We start from the raw sequence: 24,400 nt of genomic DNA, 5'->3' as shown, positions 1-24,400 counted from the left end.
GTCTAATCTCAGGTTTTTCTTAAGGAACCGTTTATTTGCCGTTTTATGTGGTATGATTAAAAGAGTGCATATCGAACTACCTTTATTCTCAAACACATTAAGAAAATTTAATTAAATCGTTTGTCTTGTAAAGAACTTGTTCTTGTCACGCGAAAGGAGTGCTAAACTCTATGAAAGAAAAAGCTTTACTCTACTGTGAAGGTCAATTTGGTGAATCCGATGGAAAGACTGCCAATGGTTTAATCCGACGTTCTCAAAAATACCAGATCACATGTGTGATAGACAGCACCAAAACAGGCCTGGATGCCGGAAAAGTATTGGAGGGGGTTGATAATGGGATCCCTATTTACCGTGATTTATCCGAAGCCATGGATCAATTAACCGAGGTTCCCAAATATTTTATTTATGGCATCGCCCCAAAGGACGCCATCTTATCGATTAAAGAACGGCGTATTTTTCTCAATGCGATGTCTTTGGGAATGGATATCGTCAATGGTCTCCATGAATTTATTTCTGAAGATTCTGAATTTAAACAACAGGCAAAACGCTACCGGGTTAAACTCTATGATATCCGAAAACCCCTTGCCAATCGCTATCTCCATCTTTTTACTGGCGATATTTTAAATGTCAAAACCCCGAAGATCGCCATCCTCGGTACCGATTGTGCCGTCGGTAAACGAACCACTGCGATGTTGCTGATCGCCGCTCTGAAAGAACGGGGACTTCGGGCCAGCTTTATCGGTACTGGTCAGACCTCCTTGATTCAGGGTGAAAAATACGGAATCGCCCTGGATGCCATTCCCTCTGAATTTATGACTGGCGAATTGGAAAATGCGGTGGTGGAAGCAAATATTCACGAAAAACCGGATGTGATCATTCTAGAAGGACAGGGCGCCCTTAGTCATCCGGCATTTATCAGCTCCTGTGCCATCATCCGGGGCGGAAAGCCGGATGGCATCATTGTCCAGCATCCTCCCAAGCGAGAAAACCGGGTGGATTTTGATTATCTGCAAATGCCCACCCTCTCCAGTGAAATTGAACTTATTGAACGCTTCGCGCAGTCCAAGGTTATTGCGATCACAATTAATCATGATAATATGAACGAGAATGAAGTGGCTGATACCATTAAGGCTTATGAGCAGGACTATCAGCTGCCCACCACTGACACCCTGTTCCATGGTTGCAACAAACTAGTTAAAGCTGTTTTAGACGCTTTTCCTGAATTAAAAGAAAAAACCACCAACTAAAAAAAAGCCCATGTGATTTTCACATGGGCTTTTTTTCATTATCGGGTGGCGTGATAGTAAGCGTAGGTCATTGGTTCGTCTTTGCTGAACCCGTCCCCGTCAACAACCTTGCCAATGAACATATAGTGGGTGCCCAAATCGATGGTCTGCTCCACTTCGCATTCTACAAAACAAAGGGTTTCCAGTAAACCGGGACAGCCGGTTTTTCCAGCAATATAGCTGAGGGATTTAAATTTATCAACATCTCTGCCACTCTGATAACCAAAATGCTTGATCAGATTGAGATTGTCTTTTCCCAGAATGGAGACCCCGAAAACTCCGGATTCTCTGATATATTCAGATGTCAAGGTTCCTTTTCCCAAACAGACACTGGCTTTTAAAGGGGTGCTGGTAACCTGAATAAAGGTATTGGAAACCATTCCGTTCAGTTTTTCATCTTTAATGGATGAAACAATATATAAGCCATAACTGACATTGAATAATAAGGTCTGCAAGGCCTCTCTTTTTTTATCGGTTAAACCATCCTCAACGTCTTCAACCAGAACAAATTTTTCCGGTCCCACGCCACAAACCGGGCAAATATCGGGAGGGGTTTCACCAACATGTATATAATTACAAACGGTACAACGCCATTTTTTTTCTTTAATGACTTCCGTATCATCGATTAAAACAAACTTATCCGGTCCCACTCCACAAATCGGGCATTTGTCTGGAGGGGTATCACCTTCATGTACATAATTGCATACTGTACAGCGCCATTTTTTCATTTCGTTCACCACTTTCTTAGAATTACCATCTACTTTGTAATTATTATAATTTATAAGCAAATTGAAGTACAGGAATAAATTGATGTTCTAATTGTCATTATAACCTTTTTTTGAAAAGATTCATATAAAAATTGCTTTTTTTTGTAAAAAAGGGAATGTATCAGGTTATAATAATTTATCACCCCATGCAAAATTGCTAACCGTAGATAGGATGGAATATGAAAAAATATAAAGAAATACTCAAAAAAAACATTGCCGTTGCCAACGGTTTTGAAAAAGCCGATCTTGTTTTAAAAAACGCCAGGATTGTTAACGTCTTTTCAGAAGAAATCTGTTTGGGTGATCTGGCTATTTCCAACGGCACCATTGCCGGGATCGGATCTTACGAGGGTCTTGAAGAAGTGGATCTGAAGGGGAAATATATTGTTCCCGGATTCATTGATGCCCATATGCACATCGAATCCACAATGGTTACGCCCTTTGAGCTGGCCCGGGCGATCGTCCCCACCGGTACCACAACGATTATTGCCGATCCCCATGAGCTGGTGAATGCGGCGGGAAAAACCGGACTGAACTATCTGTTAAATGCTACTGAGCAGATCCCCTTAAACGTTTTTGTGATGCTGCCTTCTTCGGTGCCAGCCACCCCCTTCGAAACAAATGGTGCCGGACCTTTTTTGACTGCCGATATGCAACCGTATCTGGATCATCCCCGGATTCTGGGCCTGGGGGAAATCATGTGTTTTCCGGATGTCCTGGCTGGTGATCCGGTGATTCTTGATAAGCTGACCCTGTGCCGACATAAGGTTTCTGATGGCCATGCGCCGGGACTTTCGGGAAAACCGCTCCAGGCTTATGCTTGCGCCGGGATCAACAGCGAACACGAATCTACCACCTGGTCTGAAGCTCTGGAAAAACTGCGGGCGGGGTTTTATATTCTTGTTCGGGAAGGTTCTGCTGCCAAAAATCTTCATGCCATTATCAGCGGATTATTAGCAACGGAGTTACCCATCGACCGGTTCCTCTTCTGTACTGACGACAAACATTTACAAGACATCCATCATGACGGACATATCCGCTGGAATATTAAGCAAGCCATTGATCTGGGTCTATGTCCAATCAAGGCGATCAAGATGGCCACCATTAACACTGCCCAGGCTTATGGGCTAAAAAAACTGGGGGCCATCGCTCCCGGTTTCCGAGCCGATCTGGTGATCGTATCCGATCTCGGCACCATGGCTGTGGAGCAGGTTTATCAGCATGGCCGCCCGGTGGACGACCACCTCTGGGAACATAAACCCCATCACGAGATTGATCCCCGGCTCCTTAATTCAGTTCATATCCAGACCCTCACCCCGGAAAAACTGCAGCTCCCCATTAGAAAAAAAAATCATGTCATCGAAATTGTGAAGAATCAAATCGAAACCCATCATCTGCTTGAATCCTTGCCGGGGAAAGATGGCTTTTTTGCTCCCAATGAAAGCTATGCTAAGCTTTGCGTTATTGAACGCCATCGCTATACTGGTAATGTCGGTGTGGCGGCGATCAAGGGCTTTGGAATCCGCAACGGTGCCATTGCCACCAGCGTTGCCCATGACTCCCACAATATTATTGTTGTTGGCGATAATGACCAGGATATTCTGCTGGCAGTCAATCATCTCGCTGAAATTGGCGGCGGCTATGTGGTGGCTGGCAATCACAATATAATCGGCGCTGTACCACTGACCCTGGCCGGTCTGATCAGTCTTGATTCGGGGGAAGTGGTTCAAGAAAAGGTGGCTTCACTCCTCGCAAGTGCCCACAAATTAGGGGTCGCCCCTGGCGTCGATCCCTTTATCACCCTTTCCTTTATGGCGCTGCCAGTAATCCCTTCGCTACGCCTGACCGATCTGGGGCTTTTTGATGTGGATGCCTTTCAATTGATATTGGAGTGATTTAGTTTTCTATTGGACATCCTTAATACCGATATACTAACTGATGAATCAATAATATAGGTATAATAATCATGCAAACCAATCTCGAAGGAGAACCACAAAGAAGCTTCCTAACTTTATTTACACTATCCCTAAATCAACCCAATCGGGATAATCAGATTCTCACTGTCAAAGGCACTTAGTTTTTCGGCCATGCAAAGCACAGCGCCTGCTCCACGCTGAAAGGGCGATTTATCAATAACTGAAAAATTTTGAGTCATTTTTTTCACTGGTGTGGCTGTTTTTTTAATTTCGATCGGATAAAGTTTGCCGTCACCTTCCATAATCAGATCAATTTCTTTAGCGTCTTTGTCCCGATAATAATACAAAAATGATTCCTGTCCCTCATTTTGAAAGCTCTTCTGAATTTCGCTAACGGCATAGTTTTCCAGGAGAGCGCCATTACTCGCACCGTTCATAGCCGTTTCGGCACTGCTCCATTTTGTCAGATAGCAGACTAACCCGGTGTCATAAAAATACAGCTTTGGCGTTTTTACCGTTCGTTTTAAAACATTATTTGAATAAGGGTGCAGATAAAAAATAATCCCCAGGGTTTCTAAGATCCGTAGCCAGTTTTTTGCCGTTATCTGGTCAATGTCACAATCATCAGAAATCCCCTTATAATTCACCATTTGAGAGGATCGAGCTGCCACTGCGGTGATAAATCTCAGAAATTTAAGCGAATCGATGGAACCCGATAAATCTCTTACGTCCCTTTCCAGATAGGTATTGATGTAGCTGGAATAAAAAATATTGCGATCCTCATATCGCTTACTGACCAAGCCCGGCATCCCGCCTCGAAATATCCGGTTAAAAATTTGCGGGGTACTGACTGAGCCAATACGCTTCTGCCGTTCGTACAAAACCTCAAAATCAAGGGTAAACGCCCCTTCTGGCTGATTATAAATTTCCTGTTGCGAAAGGGTTGAAAGATGAAGCAACGCCACCCGCCCTGCCAAGGATTCTTGAACCCCACTCATCAGCTTAAAAAGCTGGGAGCCAGTCATCCAAAAATCACCGGCCTTATGATTTTGATCAATACTCATTTTTATATAGGTGAAAAGCTCCGGCGCATACTGAACCTCATCAATGAAAACAGGCGGTTTGTGAAGTTGAAAGAACATCGCCGGATCTGACTTGGCCAATGATCTTTCATTAAGATCATCCAATGAGACATAATGTCTGCTTCGACCTTCAATCTTCATTAGTTCTTGCAGCATGGTTGTTTTTCCAACCTGACGGGGACCGGTAATCAAAATGGCCGGATATTGCTGATTTAATGCCAAAAACACATGCTCCATATTTCTTTTAATATACATTGTTATATTACCCCTTTCGGCTAAAATATATTACACTCCTATTTTAGCCGAAAATCTGGCAATAATCAAGCATGCAAGCCTAATATTACTATGTATTAAAAACGGCTGAACCAAAATAATGGTTCAGCCGTTCATGTTTTTTATTTTTATTCAAATACTCTTTTGGCAATGCTGGCGCCTTCCCGGGCATCTTTGCCGTAATAATCGGCACCGATGGTCTGGGCGTATTCGGGGTTTAGAACCGCCCCGCCGACCATGATGGTGGTGGCCGGGCAGTCGGCCTTGATTGCGGTGATTATTTTTTGCATATTTTTAACGGTTGTTGTCATCAGGGCACTGAGACCCACCAGTTTAATGTCTTCGGTCTGAATGGTCTGGATAATGGTTTCGGCCTTGACATCCTTGCCGAGATCGAGAATCTCGTAACCGTAGTTCTCAAGAATTACTTTAAGAATATTTTTCCCAATATCGTGGACATCCCCCTCAACGGTGGCTAACACAATTTTTCCTTTGGCCACCTGAGCCTGACCATCCCTGGCCATGGTTTCTTTGATAACTTCAAAGGCTTTTTGAGCAGTCTCCGCCGCAAAAATCAAATGGGGCAGGAAACATTCCCCGGTTTCAAAGGCATCTCCCACTGCATCAAGGGCGGGAACGATCTCATTGTTGACAATATCCAACGGTTCTCTGGTTTTTAAAAGAATGGCGGTGGCTTCGGCCGCCCGGTCAGTAAGACCCTCTTCAATGATTTCCTTCAAGCCCAGGGCAGCTCGCTCCGTTTCCGACTTAGATTCGCCAAAGCTGCTGTCTTTATAGGCATTGGCGTAAGCGATGCATTGACCATCCAAGCCCCAGAGCGCCCGGAATGCTTTGATGGTGTCCATCATTTCTTGATCACTGGGGTTCATAATCGGGGTGGTCAGTCCAGCTTCCAGAGCCATTGCTAAAAAGGTCCGGTTTAACAGTTCACGGTTGGGCAATCCAAAGGAAATATTGGAAACCCCCAGCACCGTTGGCACTTCCAGTTCCGCCCGGAGTTTTTCCAGGGTTCTGATGGTTTCCCGCACTTCGGCCTGTTGGGCCGAGGCCGTTAAAACCAGGGCATCAATGAGAATATTTTTTTTGCTGATGCCGTAGGATTCCGCCGTTTTGATGATTTTCTCGGCAATGGCAAAACGATCAGCCGCCAGACTGGGAATTCCGGTTTCGTCCATCGTCAGCCCCAGAACAAGAGCACCGTATTTCTTAGCAATGGGGAAAATCTTATCCATTGATGATTTTTTTCCATTTACTGAATTAATGATCGCCTTGCCGGGATAGCCTCGCAGCACCGCTTCGATAACTTCCGGGTTGGATGAATCAATCTGCAGGGGACAGTCCACCAGTCGGCTGACCGTGTCCACCGCCTTTTGCATCATTGTTAATTCATCAATATCCGGCAAACCTAAATTGATGTCCAGAATATGCGCCCCGTCTTTTTTCTGTTCACTGGCCAATTGGTTTACGACTGTCAGTTCGCCCTGGCGCAGCGATGCCTTAAGCACCGGATTAGTGGTAGGATTGATGCATTCGCCAATGATATTGATATCTTCTCCCAAAATAATCGTCTTGGTGCTTGAGGATACGGCGGTAAAACTTTTTTGTGTTATCGGATAAAGGGGCAGCTCTTTGGTTGCCCGTTTCAATTTATCGATATAGGCCGGGGTTGTGCCACAGCAACCGCCCAGAATCAATGCCCCCATTTCGGCAATTTGCACCATATAATCGGCAAACTGATCGATGGTGATGTCATAGACGGTTTTGCCATCTTTCATGTGCGGCAAGCCGGCGTTGGGTTCCACCATAATTGGCACCGAGGCATAGTGAATCAATTCTTTGATAATCGGCAGCATTGCATCGGGACCAGTGGAACAATTAATCCCGATTACGTCGGCTCCAAGTCCTTCCAGGATGGCAACCGCCGTTAAGGCATCACTGCCCGTGAGAGTTCGGCTATTTTCCTCATAGGTCATCGAAACAATGACCGGCAACTCCGACACTTCCTTGGCAGCAATCAGGGCCGCCCGGGCCTCGCAGATATCGGTCATCGTTTCAATGACGATTAAATCAGCACCGGCCTGATCACCGGCTTTAATAATTTCCTTAAAATAATCAACAGCTTGATCAAAGGTCACTTCTCCGAGGGCGCCAATCAGCGTTCCCAGCGGTCCGACATCGAGAGCTGTATAATCGGGATTCAATGATTTTACATTCTTGACTCCCGCCGTGACCAGTTGTTCCACCGTGTAACCGCTATCTTTTAATTTATAACCATTGACGCCAAAGGTATTGGAAAGAATAATGTTGGCACCGGCATCAATGTATAGTTGATGGATCTCTTTGATCAGTTCCGGTTGGCTCAGATTTAAAGCTTCCGGCACCGGTCCGATCGTTTCAATGCGATTCTGAAGCAGGCTGCCCATTGCTCCGTCCAGATAAAGCCGTTTCTTTTTCAGTATTTCTTTTATATTCAATGGCATATTCTCCTTTAATCGTATTAGCTTCTATATTCTATTTACCCAATTAATTCCAAATGCAGACTGATTTTAAAATAGTTTTAAGAGAAGTTTAAAACTAAGAAAACCCTCGTCCCTGACGAGGTAAATGATACCATTAAATCCCATCAATATTTTTTTGGCAAGCACAAAATTTCAATCGTATTTATGATTGTTCCGTTTTCCTGCGGCTAATTTTCGATCAGCACAATTCAATTTCGCCCCAGGCGCCCAGTTGATCTTCGATGATGATTAATACTCCCAGTATTTCCGGGATATTTCTCGCCCAGGCCAGTCCTCTTTCGACATCTTCCGGTTTTTTAATACGATTACCAAGCGCAGTGGCTACCGCATCGGCCAGGGGAATATTTTGACTGATAATAGTCACCGCATCGGCTTTTCCAAAACTCAGGGAATGTCCCATCAACCCTGATGAGGTGCAGACCCCCAACGGTTTTGCTCCTGGTTTTATTTTCAATCCTAAATCAGCAAAGCGGGGATTACCAGTACGGATCGCAATGCGCCGTTCTTTTAGGGTTTTAATCAATAAATCGCCGCCATTTTCGACGATAATTTCCGCGGCGGATGCTTCCAGCAAGCTGCCGATATATTTAGAGACCGCTCCGGCTACTGCTGCCATCGGGCCCACCCCGGCTATTTTACCAGCTTCCAGCATATCGCCAATAATCGGCTCGACATGTGGATCGAATTCCAGCGGAATCAGGGATTCAATAAAATCGGGATGGGTGTGATTGTAGTCAACAATTGCTTGCCGCAATTTTTTTAATTCAGCCGTTACGATTTTGGGGAGCTTGGGTGACATCGCCTGATGCTCGACTCCAATAAAAAGGTCGGATTCGAATTCGAGGACCTGGAAATAATCCAGATCCTCGGCTTTCATTACTTTTCGATAGGTTCGCGGTTCATATAACATCCTCAGATCAGGGCGTGAATGGCTCGCATCGGACAGGCTTTGACGCACAGCATGCACTCCAGACACTTATCATCATGATGAACCAAAGACCAGTCCGCGGTCATTTCCAGCGCTCCGACCGCACAGACCGCGGTACAGGCGCCACAGGAAACACATTTGTCCGGATCAACCTCGACCACTGATTCAATGTCTCTAACACCAATCTGATGTTCTCTTAAATAGACAATTCCAGCTTCAATATCCGCTTCTTCGCCTGTTATTTCAAGCAACAGGGTTCCTTTAATATTGTCATCGATAAATGCTTTAAGAATATTAAAATCAAGATGGTAGGTTTTGATCAGTTCCATCGCCATCGGCTGACCCGCTGACTTCTGCGGGAAGGACAATAAGATTTTTTTTGTTATCATCGAGATTCTCCTTCCTTGATTTCGAGACCCTTAATGGTATTTCCCATCGGGAAGCTCTGAATCGGTTCCTGCAGGAAAAACTCGCCTTTTTTGATCCAGTTATTCAGTTCCTCGGCAATTTCTCTGGCCATTTTCAGACTGGAAAGTGGTGAGGTTTTGATGCTTTTGCCATTAATATCCACGGACCCGCTTCTGAGCTCGGCATAGCTGACTTTTTTCAGATTTGGTTTCGCTTTTTTAGGCACGCTATAGTCAATCACATTGGTGTAAAGATCCTTATTTTCGACTGCGACAAAGGCCATAATTTCCTCGTTGAGAATCGGAATCGGGATGCCTACGCCGACAAACATCGAGGTACCGTAGCCTTCATAAACCGCACCGCGGATATATTTGGGATCCATTTCTTTCATGTTTCCGATTAACGCCAGTGTCGCACCGGGAGTCTGGGGATAGCCCTTGTCATCCCGGGGACAGGCGCTATTAAACTGAGTTCCCATCCAGGATACATGACCCTGGGCGCCGCCAAAAAAGATCCGCGTTCCCATACCAATGGTCTTAAGTAAGGGATCATTGAGGAGGGGGCTTAATTCACCGGCGGTACTATAGGTGATATTGCCCATATTCGGTTGTAATATCCCCATATAGGTGTAAATACGTTTACTGGAGGCATTGATGGCGGCATTGTAATTCTGATAAACATTTCTGGGATTAAACAGATAGGCTTCGTTTAAATCTGCCAGCTTCACCCAGGTATTCAGTTCTTTTCTGGGGTAACAATCAGTTCCCTGAGATTTTGCCACCAGATGAACTTCTTTTCCGGCAATGAGATCGTGAATCACGTGGGCACCGCCATATTCGATGCCTTTATCTTTGGACGGCTGGGTTGCCCCCAGATAGGTATCGACGGCGGCCAGACCGCCGTAGGCTTCAACCCCATTGATGGTGATCTCACCCATCCGGATCGGTGGATCCGAGTGTCCAAAATTCAGAAAGGCGCCAGATGAGCACATCGGTCCGAAGGTGGCGGTTGTGACCACGTCCACATATTCGGCGGCTTCTTTAACGCCCCGTTCTTTTACAATCTCGATGACTTCTTCGGCGGTAACCACCACCGCCTCGCCGCGGGCGATTTTTTCGTTAATTTCCTGATAGCTCTTTGCCATTTTCCCCTCCAACAATTATTCTGATTTATTCTTCTTAACTATTCACTGATTTTGACGTGTCAATTTACACCATGGTATTGAGATAGGCGTTCATAAAGCCGTCCAGATCACCATCCATGACGCTGCCGACGTTACCCACTTCGACATTGGTACGGTGGTCTTTGACCATGTTGTAAGGATGAAAGACGTAGGAACGGATTTGGCTGCCCCAGGCAATCTGGCTGTAGTCGCCTTTGATGTCTTCAATGTGATCCATCTTTTCCTGTTCCATGATTTCCACCAGCTTACCTTTAAGCATGTTCATCGCCACCTCTTTGTTCTGATGCTGGGACCGTTCGTTTTGACACTGAACCACTATCCCGGTTTTTAAATGGGTAATCCGGATGGCGGAGTCGGTCGTGTTGACGTGCTGGCCTCCGGCGCCGCTGGAGCGGAAGGTATCGACCCGGATATCTTCCGGCAATATTTCAATTTCTACCGATTCATCCACCTCGGGCATCACATCCAGGGATGCAAAAGAGGTATGCCGGCGGCCAGATGAATCAAAAGGCGAGATCCGCACCAGCCGGTGCACCCCCCGTTCGGTTTTTAAATAGCCGTAAGCGTTGATCCCTTCAATCAATAGGGTGACGCTTTTGATGCCGGCGACATCGCCGGGCTGAAGATCCAGGGTTTTAACCTTGAATTTTTTCTTCTCTGCCCATCTTGTATACATTCGCAGCAGCATTGAGGCCCAATCCTGAGATTCGGTTCCGCCAGCCCCGGGATGCAATGAAATGATCGCATTGTTGCTGTCAAATTCGCCGGAAAGCAGGGTCTCTGTCCGGAAATTGTCGAGCTTTTCGTCAAGTTCCCGGATCGAGGCACTGAACCCTTCCAGCAACTCCCCTTCTTCCGCCAGCTCCAGCATCACCATAATATCATCCAATGCTTCGGCCAGCTCATTATAATGATCGACCTTGAGTTTAATCAGCTTCTGCTCTTTTAAAACAATTTGCGCACTTTTTTGATCATTCCAGAATTCGGGATTCTCAGTTTTCTTCTCTAACGCTTCCAATTCTTTAACAAGCCGTGGCAAGTCAAAGTGAATTCCCCATTTCCTTCAGTTTCGTCGCCATTGCATTGATGATCTGTTTTTCTTCATACAAATCTATCATACTATCACACCCCTTCTATTTAACTTTATTATTAAGCGCCACAGCATTTCTTGTATTTTTTCCCGCTGCCACAGGGACAAAGATCGTTTCGGCCGACCTTATTCTGAGCGCTGGCCGGTCCTGTCGGTTTTCCCTCGATTTCATTTTCATTGGTCTTCAGCTGACTGAAATCCACTGATATTACCTGTTCTTCCTGCGCTGGAACCACCTGAATATTCAGGTTAAAAAGGTATTTGACGGTGTCTTCCTGAATCCGCATGATCATGTCGTCAAACATGTCAAAGCCCTCTTTGGTGTATTCTTTTACGGGATCATTCTGGCCATAGGCGCGCAGTCCGATCCCCTGTTTCAGCTGTTCCATATTATCAATATGTTCCATCCAGGCGGCATCGACACTTCTTAGCAGAATCATCCGTTCAATATTCTGAAGCTGTTCCAGACCCAGTTTTTCTTTTTTATCTTCCAGCACTTTGCGGCATTCGCCCAGAATCGCTTCCACCAATACTTCCGTCGTTTCCGGTTTTTCCGGCAGGGTTAAGCTTTCCTTCGGCAGGACGTTGGCCTCCAGATGCTTGTGCAAACCTTCCAGATCCCAATCGTCGTAGTATTGACCATCGCCGGTATACATACTGACATAAGCATTGATCAGGGTTTCGGTCATGCTCCAGATTTCATTTTCCATGTCTTTTCCGTCAATAACCTGTTGCCGTTGTTCATAAATCAGCTCACGCTGACGGTTCATGACATTATCATATTGAAGCACGTGCTTCCGGATATCAAAGTTACGGCCTTCCACCCGTTTCTGGGAGTTCTCGATGCCGCGGGTGAGCATTTTATTTTCAATCGGCGTTTCTTCATCCAGACCAATGGATTCAACCAGGCCCTGGATTTTTTCGGATCCGAATACCCGCATCAGATCATCTTCCAGCGAGACAAAGAATTGCGATGAACCGGGATCGCCCTGACGACCGGCCCGACCTCGCAGCTGGTTATCAATCCGCCGACTCTCATGGCGTTCGGTCCCAAGAATATGAAGACCGCCCCGTTCGATGACCCCTTCGCCAAGAACAATATCGGTCCCACGACCGGCCATGTTGGTGGAAATGGTAACGGCATCTTTTTGACCGGCATTGGCGACTATTTCAGCTTCTTTTTCCAGGAACTTGGCATTTAAAACATTGTGCTTAACCCCAGATCGTTTCAGATAGGTGCTGAGCAGCTCTGACTTTTCAATCGAAATGGTCCCGATCAGAATTGGCTGGCCGGTGGCATGGCGACGTTTGACCTCTTCGGTCACAGCCAGATACTTCCCTTGCTCACTTTTATAAATCAAGTCATTGAGGTCTTGACGAATCAGCGGCTTATTGGTGGGGATGGTTAAAACATTGAGGTTGTAGATGGTCTGAAACTCGTCTTCTTCGGTTTTGGCCGTCCCGGTCATCCCCGATAATTTATTAAACATTCTAAAATAGTTCTGGAAGGTGACGGTTGCCAGAGTTTTGGATTCCCGATTGACTTTGACATTTTCTTTGGCTTCAATGGCCTGGTGAAGGCCATTGGAATAACGTCGTCCCGGCATTAAACGTCCGGTGAACTCATCGACAATAATGATTTCACCATCTTTAATGACATAATCCCGATCTTTAAACATCAGGGTATTGGCATGGAGCGCCTGGTTGATATGATGGGAAATTTCCATATTTTCCATATCGGCCAGATTGGTGAGGTTGAAATATTTTTCTGCCTTGATGACACCTTCGTCTGACAACATCACTGATTTTGCTTTTTCGTCTTTAATATAATCATCGGCTTTCAGACTTTTGGCAAAGCTGTTGGCTAAAGCGTAGAGCTTTGTGCTTTTGTCGCCGCTGCCGGAAATAATCAATGGGGTTCTGGCTTCATCCACCAATACGCTATCCACTTCATCGATGATGGCATAATTAAGCTCCCGCTGTACCTGCTGTACCTTGACGGATGCCATGTTATCTCTCAGGTAGTCAAAACCAAACTCATTATTGGTTCCGTAGGTAATATCACAGGCATAAGCATTCTGCTTTTCCTGAAAGGATAAGCCATGGACAACCAAACCCACTTTTAGTCCCAGGAACTCATGAATTTTTCCCATCCACTCACTGTCACGTCGGGCCAGATAATCATTGACCGTAACGATATAGACACCACGGCCGTCCAGAGCATTTAAATAAGCTGGCAGCGTCGATACCAGGGTTTTACCTTCCCCGGTTTTCATCTCGGCAATATTGCCTTCGTGGAGGGCCATCCCCCCCAGCAGCTGAACCGGGAAATGTTTCATTCCCAGAACCCGGGCGCCGGTTTCCCGAACAGTGGCAAATGCATCCACCAATAAATCATCAAGGGTTTCCCCTTGAGCGAGTCGTTCTTTTAATATCAGGGTTTGACCTTTTAATTCATTGTCGCTCATCGCCGCGAAACGGCTCTCCAATTCCAGAATCTGATCCACCTTTTTCTGCATCCGTTTTAATTCTTTTCTATTACTATCAAATATCTGATCTAAAATTCCCAATCTATTCACTCCTTTGTAACTTTTTTGCTGTAATTATACACTAAACTTTATTATAGCATACTCTCTTTAATGAAACTTTATATAATTTTAAAGGGACTGTATTTTTTTATACAGTCCCTCATCCATCCAGATTTTTTATTTTTTCTTTCGCCAAAAGGCCACATCTTTGCCATCCAGTTTCAGTTCAACCAGTTCATAGCCGGCCCGTTTTCTTTCATCGACGGTTTCCTGAAAGTTTTTTCGTTCATCATCATCCATATTTGCCAGCATTTTTTCCTTGTCTGCATTGGTACTTTCGTATACCCGCCCCACAACCGGTTCAGTAACTTCTTCTATTTCCTTTAAGGGAATGCCTACCTCATCTCGGGGTGTTCCATTGATCAGGGTTTCGGCTTCTTTACTGGTCTCTCTCATCAGTTGTTTGCGTCGATTGGCTTTGCGTTTTTCGTCTTCCAGATTCAGTCGCTGCCAGACATTGAGCATCTCGTCTTCTGAAAACTCCACATCTTCCTCATCTTTACTTTTGACGCCGCTATCATAGCTGTTGGTTTCACTGCGTAAAACAAAGGGCTGGTCAAGGTCAGTCAGTTTAAAACTTTCAACAATTCTTAAATCCGATTCCGGCACCGGATGGGGTTCGCCATCGGGATCGCTAAGAGATTTAGCCACCTTGTTCAGTTCCATTTCCCGCATTTGCAGAATCAGCCGCTCTTTTTCAACTGCCAGTTTTTCCTCATAATATTTCTTGGTAAAAAATCCGGCATCATCACTGTTGAGAATCTCTTCCATGTCAGCAGCTTCCAGTTCTTTATCACCCTTGACATAGGTTCCAACTTCCTGGATATTGCTGATGATCTTGGTACTACCATCATCAACCGATTCCATAATTCGGGTTTCCTGACTGTCATTATTACTGATAATAATTTCTTCGGTTTCGGTTCCAATTTCTGAACCCACCCCATCCAGGTCTGCTGGAATCAATCTGGTTCCATAATTATCTTTTATTTCTGTCATTTCGCTGGATTTAAATCCTTCTGCCGGTAAAATAATGGTGGCATTTTCAACCCGATCGCCGCGAATGCCGCCAGTTGTCGCCATGTCACGATAGTAATCTTCAATATCTTCCGGTTCGTCATACCCTTCCTGATAACTGTTCTGGATCGATACACCATCGAATCCGTTATCTTCATCATCACCAAAAATCCCCTCATCTTCACCAAGATCGTTTCGTTCGTCATGCATAATCGAGGCCTTTTTATTCATCACATATTGAATAAAACCAATAAAACCGATGAGGGTTACAATGGTACCAACCGTAACACCGGCTACCGATCCGTAAAGACTCATGACCAGAGGCACATAGGGAACTGGAATAGGCAGATTAATCCCTAAAAACCATAACAGCGTATTAGGCTGTATCAATGAATATAGGGGACTCAACCCCTGGATGATCTGTTCCCCGAAGGCCGTCGGCAAAATATCAATGACCGCCTGGGAAACCGGCATGTGACCGCCATTAATAAAGATCACCACAAAATTCGAAGTAATCCCGACCGCCATCAAAATAACCCAGAAGTCATCCAGATTAAAGACCAGCATGACCAGGATCAGGATATAACTGGCAAAGTTTACAATCTCCAGATAGGGTTCAATCAGGGCAATGCCGCCGGTGTAGATGTATAGATGTAAGGCAATTTGCATCACCACCCCTACAATCCCTACCGGTAACAAGGAAATTTTTCTGACTCTGAAGCCATGTAGACTTCCTCTTCGAATTTTTCCAATTAAAAAACCTAAAATAATCGCAATTAGTATTAACATATTTATTTTAACCCCACTATTTATTTATAATCATTTCTTTGGTATTCTCATCTATATAAATGCTTAGATAATAATGCATATAGATCTATTTTAAAACAAAAGAAAAGTTCTGTCAAAACTTTATGCCTAAATAATGTATAAATTTGAAAATAAATTAAATTTATAAAACAACATCATCAAAAACACCCCTTAAAACTATTATTCAAGGGGTGTCTGTCGTTCTTTTCAGTTTTTCTTAAGAGCGTTTTAGAAAGTAGGCTCGATCAAACCATAATTTCCGTCTTTTCTCATGTAAACAACATTGACATCATCGGTATCTCCGTTGAGAAAGACAAAGAAATCATGTCCCAGCAATTCCATTTGCAAGGTTGCTTCGTCAACATTCATGGGTTTGACCGCAAATTTTTTGGTACGGACTACCTTAGGCTGGAACACATCGTCTTCGATCCCTTCGATCCCTTCCAGGTTGAACTTGGCTGTTTCATCCTGATTGCGTTTCTGTAATTTTGTTTTATGTTTTCTGAGCTGACCTTCAAGTTTATTAACAACATCTTCAATCGATGTCACCATATCTTCAGATCTTTCTTCTGCTCTTAAAATTGTTTTTCCAACCGGAATGGTTACTTCGAGCATCTGGTAATTCTTTTCTTTGCTGAAGGTGGCATATACTTCTGTTTCCTGACCAAAGTAACGATCAAATTTTCCCAGTTTCTTTTTCAATGTTTCTTTTAAACCTTCTGATACATGCATATTTTTTCCGTAAATTGTGAATCTCATAACGACAACTCCTTTCAAAAGGTCAACCTTACTCGTTTACACTCATAATGAAGTGCTTTCAAGTATATTCTTATTATACCCAATACAATCCCCTTTAGTCAAAATCATTGGTGTCAAATTCTTGTCACAAATTATCATCTAAAAAGGGATCCTCATTTTTAAAAGCTGTCTCAGTTGACCTGGTCTTTTCCCCCACACTCGCCAGCTGGAAGTTTAGCTCAGTGTTCGCATCACAACTCCTTCTCTCGGTATACCCGGCTGGACTTACTTCTAAGACGCACCATGATCAACAATTCTCTATTAAATTGTCTTACGTGGATCGCTTCGCCTGCATCTGGCATCGACTTTCAACCACAAACCTGAGACAACGTCTATTATAAGATCACGATCCGGAAAATGTCAAGTGAAATCATACCATCCTGGATCAGGACTATTCCATTCATTACCTTTTATGTTATAATAGATGAAATAAACTTCCGGAGGTTTTTATGTTATTGGGTATTGCCGCAATCTTAACAACGATTATTTTCATCATCAATATTACGCTGACCTTCACCATTATTTTCCTGGAACGAAAAAACCCTCAAAGCACCTATGCCTGGTTATTATTCCTATGGATGGTACCCATATGGGGATTTTTATTTTATATCCTCTTCTCTCAAAATTTAACCAAACGGAAAATTTTCCGGTATAATACCCCTGAGAACATTCAGTATCACCATTTATTAAGACAGCAGCAACGGTCACTTTCCCGGATCATCTCAATCGATCCGGACAGTCCCATCGAAAAATATCGTCATTCCATTGAATTCCATTTAAATGTCAGTGAATCTCTTTATACCAGCAATAACACGGTGGATATTTTCACCGATGGCTATCAAAAATTTGATGCTCTTTTTCACGCCATGGAAGGAGCACATTCATCCATTCATCTGGAATACTATATTATTAAGAACGATACCCTTACCGCTAAACTATTTGATATTCTGACCCGAAAAGCATTGGAAGGGTTGGAAGTCAGGCTTCTTTTTGATGCCATGGGGGGCCGCTATCTGCCGCGGTCAATATTGGACAGCTTTGAGTCTGCCGGGGGAAAAATCGGGATTTTTTTTCCATCCCGATTTAAGATGCTAAATCTCCGGGTTAACTACCGCAACCACCGTAAAATTGTGATCATCGACGGTATCACCGGTTTTGTGGGTGGGTTTAACATCGGTAACGAATATCTGGGTCTGGAGAAAAGAATGGGATATTGGCGGGATACTCATTTGAAAATAGTTGGTTCTGCTGCCTATGAACTCCAACATCGTTTTCTGCTGGACTGGCGTGCCAGTTCCAATGAAGAACTCCTTATTGATGATACCAAACTGAACCAGTACTTCCCAACTATCTCCCAAAAATCCGGGGCTGGCATCCAGATTGTGTCCAGCGGACCGGACAATATCAACCAGCAGATTAAGCAGGGATTCTTACGAATGATTAATACTGCCGAGGATTATATTCTGATCCAGTCACCCTATTTTGTGCCCGATGAAAGTATTCAGGAAGCCCTGAAAATTGCACTTCTTTCTGGCATTGATGTGCGGATTATGATTCCCAACAAACCGGATCATATTTTTATTTACTGGGTCACCCTGGCCTATGTGGGTGAGCTGATTGATTACGGAGCCAAGATTTTTATTTATGAAAATGGCTTTCTTCACGCCAAAACTATCGTCGTAGACGATTCGGTCTGTTCGGTGGGATCCTGTAATTTTGACATCCGTAGCTTCCGGCTTAATTTTGAAACCAACGCCTTTATTTATGATCGCAAGGTTGCCACTAAGCTCAAAAAAATCTTTGTTGAGGATATTAAAAAATGTACCTATTATAACAAAGAACTCTATCGCAACCGAAGCCGAAGGGTCAAGATCAAAGAATCCATTTCCCGGCTATTTTCTCCGCTGCTGTAATTTAATAACGCATTCCAATAGAACCTGGATACAATCAATTTGTAATTATCTTGATTGTATCCAGGCTTTTTTTGATTATTTGAAAAAAAGATTGACCGGCACATACTATGTGTTGTATAGTATTATGCGAGGGGAGGTATTAAAATGGACATACAATTAAAACGTGGGCTGCTGGAGATCTGTGTATTGACCGTTCTCAATCGTGGCGATTCATATGGTTATCAGATCATCAAGGATGTGAGTCCGTATATCGAAATTTCCGAATCCACACTTTATCCGATCTTAAAAAGATTGGAGACAAACCAGTGTGTGGTTGTGAACTCGGTGGAGCATAACGGCAGACTTCGAAAATATTACAAAATAACCGCAACCGGTCGTCATCGAATTGTTGATTTCCTTGACAATTGGAAAGAGGTTATGACGGTTTATAATTTTATAACAGAAGAAATGAGGTGTTATACAGATGAATAAAACAGAATTTTTATTAAGTCTGGAGAAAAAACTTGTTGCGCTGCCCCCCAATGAAATTGAAGTAACCCAGGGGTTTTATTCAGAAATGATTGATGACCGGATCGAAGATGGCATGAGTGAAGAAGATGCAGTAGCCGCCATTGGCGATATTGACACCATCGTCCAGAATACCCTCCTGGAACTGCCGCTGCCGACTCTGATGAAAGCCAAGATCCAACCAAAAACCGGATTAAAGCTGTGGGAAATCGTCCTGATTGTGCTTGGATTCCCGCTCTGGTTTCCACTATTAGCGGCCTTCTTTGTGGTCATTCTTGCTGTTTACGTGTCCGTTTGGGCGATTATTATTTCCCTCTATGCGTCGGTTGCCGCTTTTGTGATCAGCGGTGTGGCCGGAATTATCAGTCTCTTATTTGCCCAAAGCTTTTTCGCTGGTTTGTTTATCTTTGGATTATCGCTGATCTGCATCGGAATCGGTGTGCTTGCTTTTTTCGGGGTCACGAAATTGTCAATATGGCTGATCAGTCTGACCAGGAGATTTCTCCGGTGGGTTAAATCATTATTTATCAAGAAGGAGATCGTTTAAATGCAATCAATCAAAAAAATAATAATGCTGGTCGCCGGTGGGCTGATTATCCTTGGTTTTGTCATTGCCTTACTGGCGTTTGCTCTGGCAGGTTTTAACTGGAATTCGTTTAACACCAGTCTTCCCGATGAGGAAACGAGCTACAGCTATGATCTGGCAAGTGTTTCTGGCTTGACTGTCAGTGATTTAGATGCTGATGTCATCATTGTCGGAACTGATGCGGACATCATCAAAATAACTTGCTATGAAAATGAAAAAGATGCCTACACCATCCAACTACAGGCCAACGGTAATCTGAATATCGAGCGTTTCCTTTACAAACACTGGTATGAATACTTTGGTTTTAATATCAGCAATAAAAAAAGAACATTAACTGTGGCTGTTCCCAAAAAATTCGCCGGTGAAGTGGAAGCTGCCACCATGAGCGGCAATCTTAATCTGACCGACTTCGATGGGTTGGCTGCTGTTAGCAGCAGTACTGCCAGCGGACAGATCACCCTAAAAAATGTGATGGCCACTAATCATATTAGTGCTTCTACCTTGAGTGGCAACTTAGATCTTGACAATCTTCGTGCCGGCAAAGACCTGGAAATTGGAACATCCAGCGGCGAAATACAATTAAGTAACGGAAAAATTGATGGAAATATGTCAATTTCTTCACTCAGCAGCAATATTGACTTAGTTGATACCAGTATCAATGGCGATGGCTCTATTGGAAACAGTAGTGGTGATGTGAGCTTCGATAAACTTACCGCCAATAATCTTTCCATCTCTACCCTCAGCGGTGATGTCCTGGGAAGCATTCTCGGAGATCCCGCTAATTATACGATCACTGCCAACAGTCTCAGTGGTAAAATTAACATCCCCAACTCCGGAAACGGGAAAAATACTTTTGAAATATCAACAAGCAGCGGCAATATTGATATTTCGTTTGCAACTCCTAACTAAGCTTGCAGATTGATTCAATTCATATTATAAAGGGACTCATGCCAATTAAAATCATTGGCATGAGTCCCTTTATTGTATTCAGAATCTAAACTCTCATTTTCCGGGATTTAGCTCCGTTAAATTATGAAAAAATATTGCACCCATTCTCTGGCATGCGTTATTTTATCTGTTTTGAACCCGAATAAATTTATTTTCTTCCTAATTATTCAAGATTATGAATAAACAATCCACTTCTTAATTTTGGTTCAAACCAGGTGGATTTTGGCGGCATCACCATATCGGCATCGGCAATGTTCATCAGCTCTTCAATCGAGGTTGGATACATCGAGATCGCCAGAGCCATATCTTCACTGACTCGGCGTTCCAGTTCTTTTAAGCCCCGGATACCACCGACAAAGTCGATCCGTTTATCAGTACGGATATCGCCGATTCCCAGGATTGGTATCAGAATGTTGTTCTGCAAAATTGCCACATCCAGAGAATTAACCGGATCAGCAGGATCATAAACCCCTTCTTTGACGGTCAGCAGATACCATTTTTTATCCACAAATATACCAAAGCTGCCTTTTTGTGGTGGCGTCACCGGCTCGGCATCCTTAGGTGTCACTTCAAATTTTTCTGACAGTGCCGTTAATAACTCATCAACACTGAGTCCGTTGAGATCCTTGACAACCCGGTTGTAGTCCATGATATAGAGCTGTTCGTCCGGAAATAATACCGACAGGAAATAATTAAACTCCTCTTCGCCGGTAAACTCCGGATTTGCTTCGCGACGCATCAGACCAACTTTAACAGCAGACGCCGAACGGTGATGTCCGTCAGCGATGTACAGACTTTCGACATGACCGAATTTTTCAACTAAACCATTAATCACGGTCTCATCGTCAACAACCCAGGCCCGGTGAGTAATCCCATCTTCGGCGACAAAATCATAAACAGGTTGATGCGCTTTGCGCCAGCTGTCGACCATCTGATTGATGGCATCCTGGGCCCGGTAGGTCAGAAAAATCGGTCCGGTATTGGCATTACAGGCGTTCACATGGTTAATCCGGTCTTCTTCTTTATCAGCCCGGGTCAGTTCATGTTTTTTGATCGTATTATCGAGATACTCATCAATGGCGGTGCAGACGACCAGCCCGATCTGACTGCGGCCATCCATGATCAGCTCATAAACATATAAGCAGTCTTTAGTATCCTGGGTCAAGGCATTTCGATGAAACAGTTTTTCAAGATTTTTTCTGGCTGTTTCATAAACAAAGGGATCATTAATTTTCATCCGCGGATCTAGCGTCGTTTCCGGTCGGTCGACCCGTAAAAAAGAATCCAGTTTACCCCGGGCGGCAATTGCTGCTTCTTCCCGGTTATAGACATCATAAGGCAGGGCTGCGACATCCTGAGCTTTTTCAGGAAAGGGACGAACCGCTTTAAAAGGTTTGATAGTTGCCATTTTTTTCCTCCTGTTTTAATAAAGAAGTGGTCTCCGTTAATCCGAAGCCACTTCTTTGTATAGTTGTACTTATTTGAGAATACGGACGCGGGTAACACCTTTGATGCCTTTTAACGCCGTTTTCACGTCTTCACCGACATTGCTGTCAACGTCGATCATGGTATAAGCCCAGGCACCTCTGTTTTTATTGGTCATCACCGCGATATTAAGATCGTGGTCAGCCAGAATTTTGGTGATCTGTCCCAACATGTTTGGCACATTGGCGTGGTTCACAGTAATTCGGTTTTCAGCTTCGCAAACACCCATGATGCAATCCGGATAATTAACGGAATTAATAATATTGCCGTTTTCCAGATATTCTTTTAACGAATGAATGGCCATTTCAGCGCAGTTTTCTTCGCTTTCTGGGGTTGACGCACCGAGATGAGGAATGTTAATCACATTTTTCATTTTAAGCAAGCGTTCATTGGGAAAATCGGTGATATAGGTAGCCACTGTACCTTCTTCGATGGCATCTTCCAGGGCATCGTAGTTAACCAGTCCGCCTCGGGCAAAGTTAAGAAGTCGCAGCCCTTCTTTGGTCTCTTTTAAAAGATCGGCATTGACGTAGTCTTTTGTTTCATCCATATAAGGAATATGAAGTGAAATGTAGTCGCAGTTTTTAAAGATTTCTTCTTTGCTGACAGCACGTCTAACTTTTCGGCTTAATCCCCAGGCATTGTCGATGGAAATAAAGGGGTCAAAGCCATAAACCTTCATGCCGAAATCAACGGCCATATTGGCAACCAGCACCCCAATCGCACCTAAACCGATAACGCCCATTTTTTTGCCGTATAGTTCCGGGCCACCAAATGCGCCCTTACCCTTTTCAACCAGCGCGGGTACTTCGTCACCCTTATCAGCCAGCGTGCCTGACCATGCAATCCCATCGACCACCTTACGTGAAGAGATGAGCATCCCGGCGATGACCAGTTCTTTTACTGCATTGGCATTGGCTCCCGGCGAGTTGCAGACAACAATGCCCTGTTCTGAACATTTATCGAGCGGAATATTGTTGACCCCGGCACCAGCCCGACCAACAAATTTAACCGACTCGGGGATATCCATATCATGCATTTTATAGCTTCTTAATAAAATCGCATCCGGATTTTCCGGCTGATCTAAAACCGTGTAATTTTCACCTAATAATTTTAACCCTTTTTTAGAAATATTATTCAGGGTCTGAACTTTATAATTCAATGTCGTAATTCCTTTCTTAGCGAAAACGCCTAGGCGTTTTCTTTTTCAAATTTCTGCATAAAATCAATCAGGGTATCAATACCCGCCATTGGCATGGCATTGTAAATGCTTGCTCGCATTCCGCCAACGCTACGGTGACCTTTAAGATTTTCCATTCCAGCTTTTTTGCTTTCTTTAACGAATAGCGCATCTAATTCGTCAGATCCGGTGATAAAAGGCACGTTCATCAATGAACGGTCTTCGGGAACAACAGTGCCTTGATAAAGCTTGCTGTTATCAATAAAATCGTAAAGCTTTTGAGCCTTTTCTTTGTTGGCTTTTTCCATCCCGGCGACGCCACCGTTAGCTTTTACCCATTCATAAACAAGCTTGCAAATATAAATGCTGTAGCATGGTGGGGTATTGTAGCAAGAATCATTATCGAGATGGGTCTTATAATCCAGCATGGTCGGCGTGAAGTCTTTGGCATGACCCAGTAAGTCATTACGAATGATCACCGCGGTGACGCCTGCAGGTCCCATGTTTTTCTGAGCTCCGGCATAAATCAGGCCAAATTTTTTAACATCATAGACTTCCGATAAGATATTAGAAGACATGTCTCCAACTAATGGCACATTTCCCGTATCGGGAATATTTTCAGGTTTGAATCGCGTTCCGTAAATGGTGTTATTAACGCAAATATGGAAGAAATCAGCATCGGGTGTAAAATCCTTAGGATCCACCTTAGGGATGTAGGAAAAGGTTTTATCCTGGGATGATGCAATAACCTTTGCTTCTCCATAACGGGCTGACTCTTGATAAGCTTTTTTAGCCCAACTGCCGGTAATCATAAAATCGGCTTTATTGGTTTTTGAAAAAAGATTGAGTGGAATCATGGCAAACTGAGTTGATGCTCCACCTTGTAAAAACAGAATCTCATAATTGTCGGGAACATTCATCAGTTCTCGGTAAAGACTTTTTGCTGCTTGAAGAATGTCATCAAAATAGGATGATCGATGACTCATCTCCATCACGGACATGCCGGCATCTCCATAGGATACCATTTCAGACCCAGCTTTTTCCAGGACTTCTAGTGGTAAACAAGATGGTCCAGCTGAAAAATTATAAACTCTTTTCACT

19 protein-coding genes are annotated in these 24,400 nt (G+C 43.9%); 6 read left to right on the top strand and 13 right to left on the bottom strand.

Going from position 1 to position 24,400, the window contains the following annotated elements:
* Nucleotides 1-170 precede the first annotated feature (170 nt).
* Nucleotides 171-1,247, top strand: coding sequence for a DUF1611 domain-containing protein (locus ACEW8F_RS10150; RefSeq protein WP_373483355.1), 1,077 nt, complete (start codon nucleotides 171-173; stop codon nucleotides 1,245-1,247).
* Between the two features lie 38 nt (nucleotides 1,248-1,285).
* Here ACEW8F_RS10150 and ACEW8F_RS10145 read toward each other — a convergent pair whose 3' ends face one another.
* Complete coding sequence (locus tag ACEW8F_RS10145; protein WP_373483354.1) at nucleotides 1,286-2,014, bottom strand: flavin reductase; 729 nt, start codon at nucleotides 2,012-2,014, stop codon at nucleotides 1,286-1,288.
* Nucleotides 2,015-2,232: 218 nt separating this feature from the next.
* On the opposite strand from ACEW8F_RS10145, the gene ade reads away from it, so the two are divergent.
* Entirely contained in the window at nucleotides 2,233-3,948 is a 1,716-nt protein-coding gene (ade, locus tag ACEW8F_RS10140; RefSeq protein ID WP_373483353.1) for an adenine deaminase, read from the top strand.
* Nucleotides 3,949-4,079: 131 nt separating this feature from the next.
* Here the strand turns inward: ade and ACEW8F_RS10135 are convergent, their stop codons facing one another.
* The 9 genes from ACEW8F_RS10135 to hpf form a co-directional block, all read right to left on the bottom strand.
* The gene (locus tag ACEW8F_RS10135) at nucleotides 4,080-5,306 is read right to left on the bottom strand and encodes an ATP-binding protein (protein ID WP_373483352.1); all 1,227 of its coding nucleotides are present in this window, start codon (nucleotides 5,304-5,306) and stop codon (nucleotides 4,080-4,082) included.
* 146 nt (nucleotides 5,307-5,452) lie between these two features.
* Nucleotides 5,453-7,825, bottom strand: a complete 2,373-nt coding sequence (locus ACEW8F_RS10130) for a homocysteine S-methyltransferase family protein (protein WP_373483351.1) — start codon at nucleotides 7,823-7,825, stop codon at nucleotides 5,453-5,455.
* A gap of 217 nt (nucleotides 7,826-8,042) precedes the next feature.
* Entirely contained in the window at nucleotides 8,043-8,774 is a 732-nt protein-coding gene (locus ACEW8F_RS10125) for a UPF0280 family protein (protein WP_373483350.1), read from the bottom strand.
* A 2-nt stretch (nucleotides 8,775-8,776) separates the two neighbouring features.
* A complete protein-coding gene (locus ACEW8F_RS10120; RefSeq protein ID WP_373483349.1) occupies nucleotides 8,777-9,181 on the bottom strand; it encodes an NIL domain-containing protein in 405 nt (134 codons plus the stop codon).
* The gene (locus ACEW8F_RS10115) at nucleotides 9,178-10,344 is read right to left on the bottom strand and encodes a homocysteine biosynthesis protein (protein WP_373483348.1); all 1,167 of its coding nucleotides are present in this window, start codon (nucleotides 10,342-10,344) and stop codon (nucleotides 9,178-9,180) included. Before ACEW8F_RS10115 ends, ACEW8F_RS10120 begins: the two co-directional genes overlap by 4 nt.
* A gap of 64 nt (nucleotides 10,345-10,408) precedes the next feature.
* Nucleotides 10,409-11,501, bottom strand: a protein-coding gene (gene prfB, locus ACEW8F_RS10110) for a peptide chain release factor 2 (RefSeq protein ID WP_373483347.1) whose coding sequence is annotated in 2 segments (ribosomal slippage) — nucleotides 10,409-11,425 and nucleotides 11,427-11,501 — 1,092 coding nt in all. Because the reading frame shifts where the segments join, the coding sequence is not laid out codon by codon here.
* Between the two features lie 31 nt (nucleotides 11,502-11,532).
* Complete coding sequence (secA, locus tag ACEW8F_RS10105) at nucleotides 11,533-14,043, bottom strand: preprotein translocase subunit SecA (RefSeq protein WP_373483346.1); 2,511 nt, start codon at nucleotides 14,041-14,043, stop codon at nucleotides 11,533-11,535.
* Between the two features lie 135 nt (nucleotides 14,044-14,178).
* Nucleotides 14,179-15,864: a DUF5317 family protein gene (locus tag ACEW8F_RS10100; RefSeq protein WP_373483345.1), complete on the bottom strand. Its 1,686-nt coding sequence runs from the start codon at nucleotides 15,862-15,864 to the stop codon at nucleotides 14,179-14,181.
* Nucleotides 15,865-16,110: 246 nt separating this feature from the next.
* Nucleotides 16,111-16,641, bottom strand: coding sequence for a ribosome hibernation-promoting factor, HPF/YfiA family (hpf, locus tag ACEW8F_RS10095; RefSeq protein WP_373483344.1), 531 nt, complete (start codon nucleotides 16,639-16,641; stop codon nucleotides 16,111-16,113).
* A 488-nt stretch (nucleotides 16,642-17,129) separates the two neighbouring features.
* Here hpf and cls point away from each other — a divergent pair, with 488 nt between their 5' ends.
* The 4 genes from cls (at nucleotide 17,130) to ACEW8F_RS10075 (ending at nucleotide 20,595) form a co-directional block, all read left to right on the top strand.
* Nucleotides 17,130-18,593, top strand: coding sequence for a cardiolipin synthase (gene cls, locus ACEW8F_RS10090; RefSeq protein WP_373483343.1), 1,464 nt, complete (start codon nucleotides 17,130-17,132; stop codon nucleotides 18,591-18,593).
* A 144-nt stretch (nucleotides 18,594-18,737) separates the two neighbouring features.
* The gene (locus ACEW8F_RS10085; RefSeq protein WP_373483342.1) at nucleotides 18,738-19,064 is read left to right on the top strand and encodes a PadR family transcriptional regulator; all 327 of its coding nucleotides are present in this window, start codon (nucleotides 18,738-18,740) and stop codon (nucleotides 19,062-19,064) included.
* Nucleotides 19,057-19,647, top strand: coding sequence for a DUF1700 domain-containing protein (locus ACEW8F_RS10080; RefSeq protein WP_373483341.1), 591 nt, complete (start codon nucleotides 19,057-19,059; stop codon nucleotides 19,645-19,647). Before ACEW8F_RS10085 ends, ACEW8F_RS10080 begins: the two co-directional genes overlap by 8 nt.
* The gene (locus tag ACEW8F_RS10075; RefSeq protein WP_373483340.1) at nucleotides 19,648-20,595 is read left to right on the top strand and encodes a DUF4097 family beta strand repeat-containing protein; all 948 of its coding nucleotides are present in this window, start codon (nucleotides 19,648-19,650) and stop codon (nucleotides 20,593-20,595) included.
* A 202-nt stretch (nucleotides 20,596-20,797) separates the two neighbouring features.
* Here the strand turns inward: ACEW8F_RS10075 and ACEW8F_RS10070 are convergent, their stop codons facing one another.
* The 3 genes from ACEW8F_RS10070 to serC form a co-directional block, all read right to left on the bottom strand.
* Nucleotides 20,798-22,042, bottom strand: a complete 1,245-nt coding sequence (locus ACEW8F_RS10070; protein WP_373483339.1) for a DUF1015 domain-containing protein — start codon at nucleotides 22,040-22,042, stop codon at nucleotides 20,798-20,800.
* Between the two features lie 69 nt (nucleotides 22,043-22,111).
* Nucleotides 22,112-23,281, bottom strand: coding sequence for a phosphoglycerate dehydrogenase (locus ACEW8F_RS10065; RefSeq protein ID WP_373483338.1), 1,170 nt, complete (start codon nucleotides 23,279-23,281; stop codon nucleotides 22,112-22,114).
* A gap of 29 nt (nucleotides 23,282-23,310) precedes the next feature.
* Nucleotides 23,311-24,399: a 3-phosphoserine/phosphohydroxythreonine transaminase gene (serC, locus tag ACEW8F_RS10060; RefSeq protein ID WP_373483337.1), complete on the bottom strand. Its 1,089-nt coding sequence runs from the start codon at nucleotides 24,397-24,399 to the stop codon at nucleotides 23,311-23,313.
* Nucleotide 24,400 lies beyond the last annotated feature (1 nt).

Source organism: Acetobacterium sp., from assembly GCF_041752335.1.
Classification (GTDB): Bacteria; Bacillota; Clostridia; order Eubacteriales; family Eubacteriaceae; genus Acetobacterium.
Note: the sequence above shows the minus strand (reverse complement) of the source record. Positions and strands in the feature narration are given on the sequence as shown.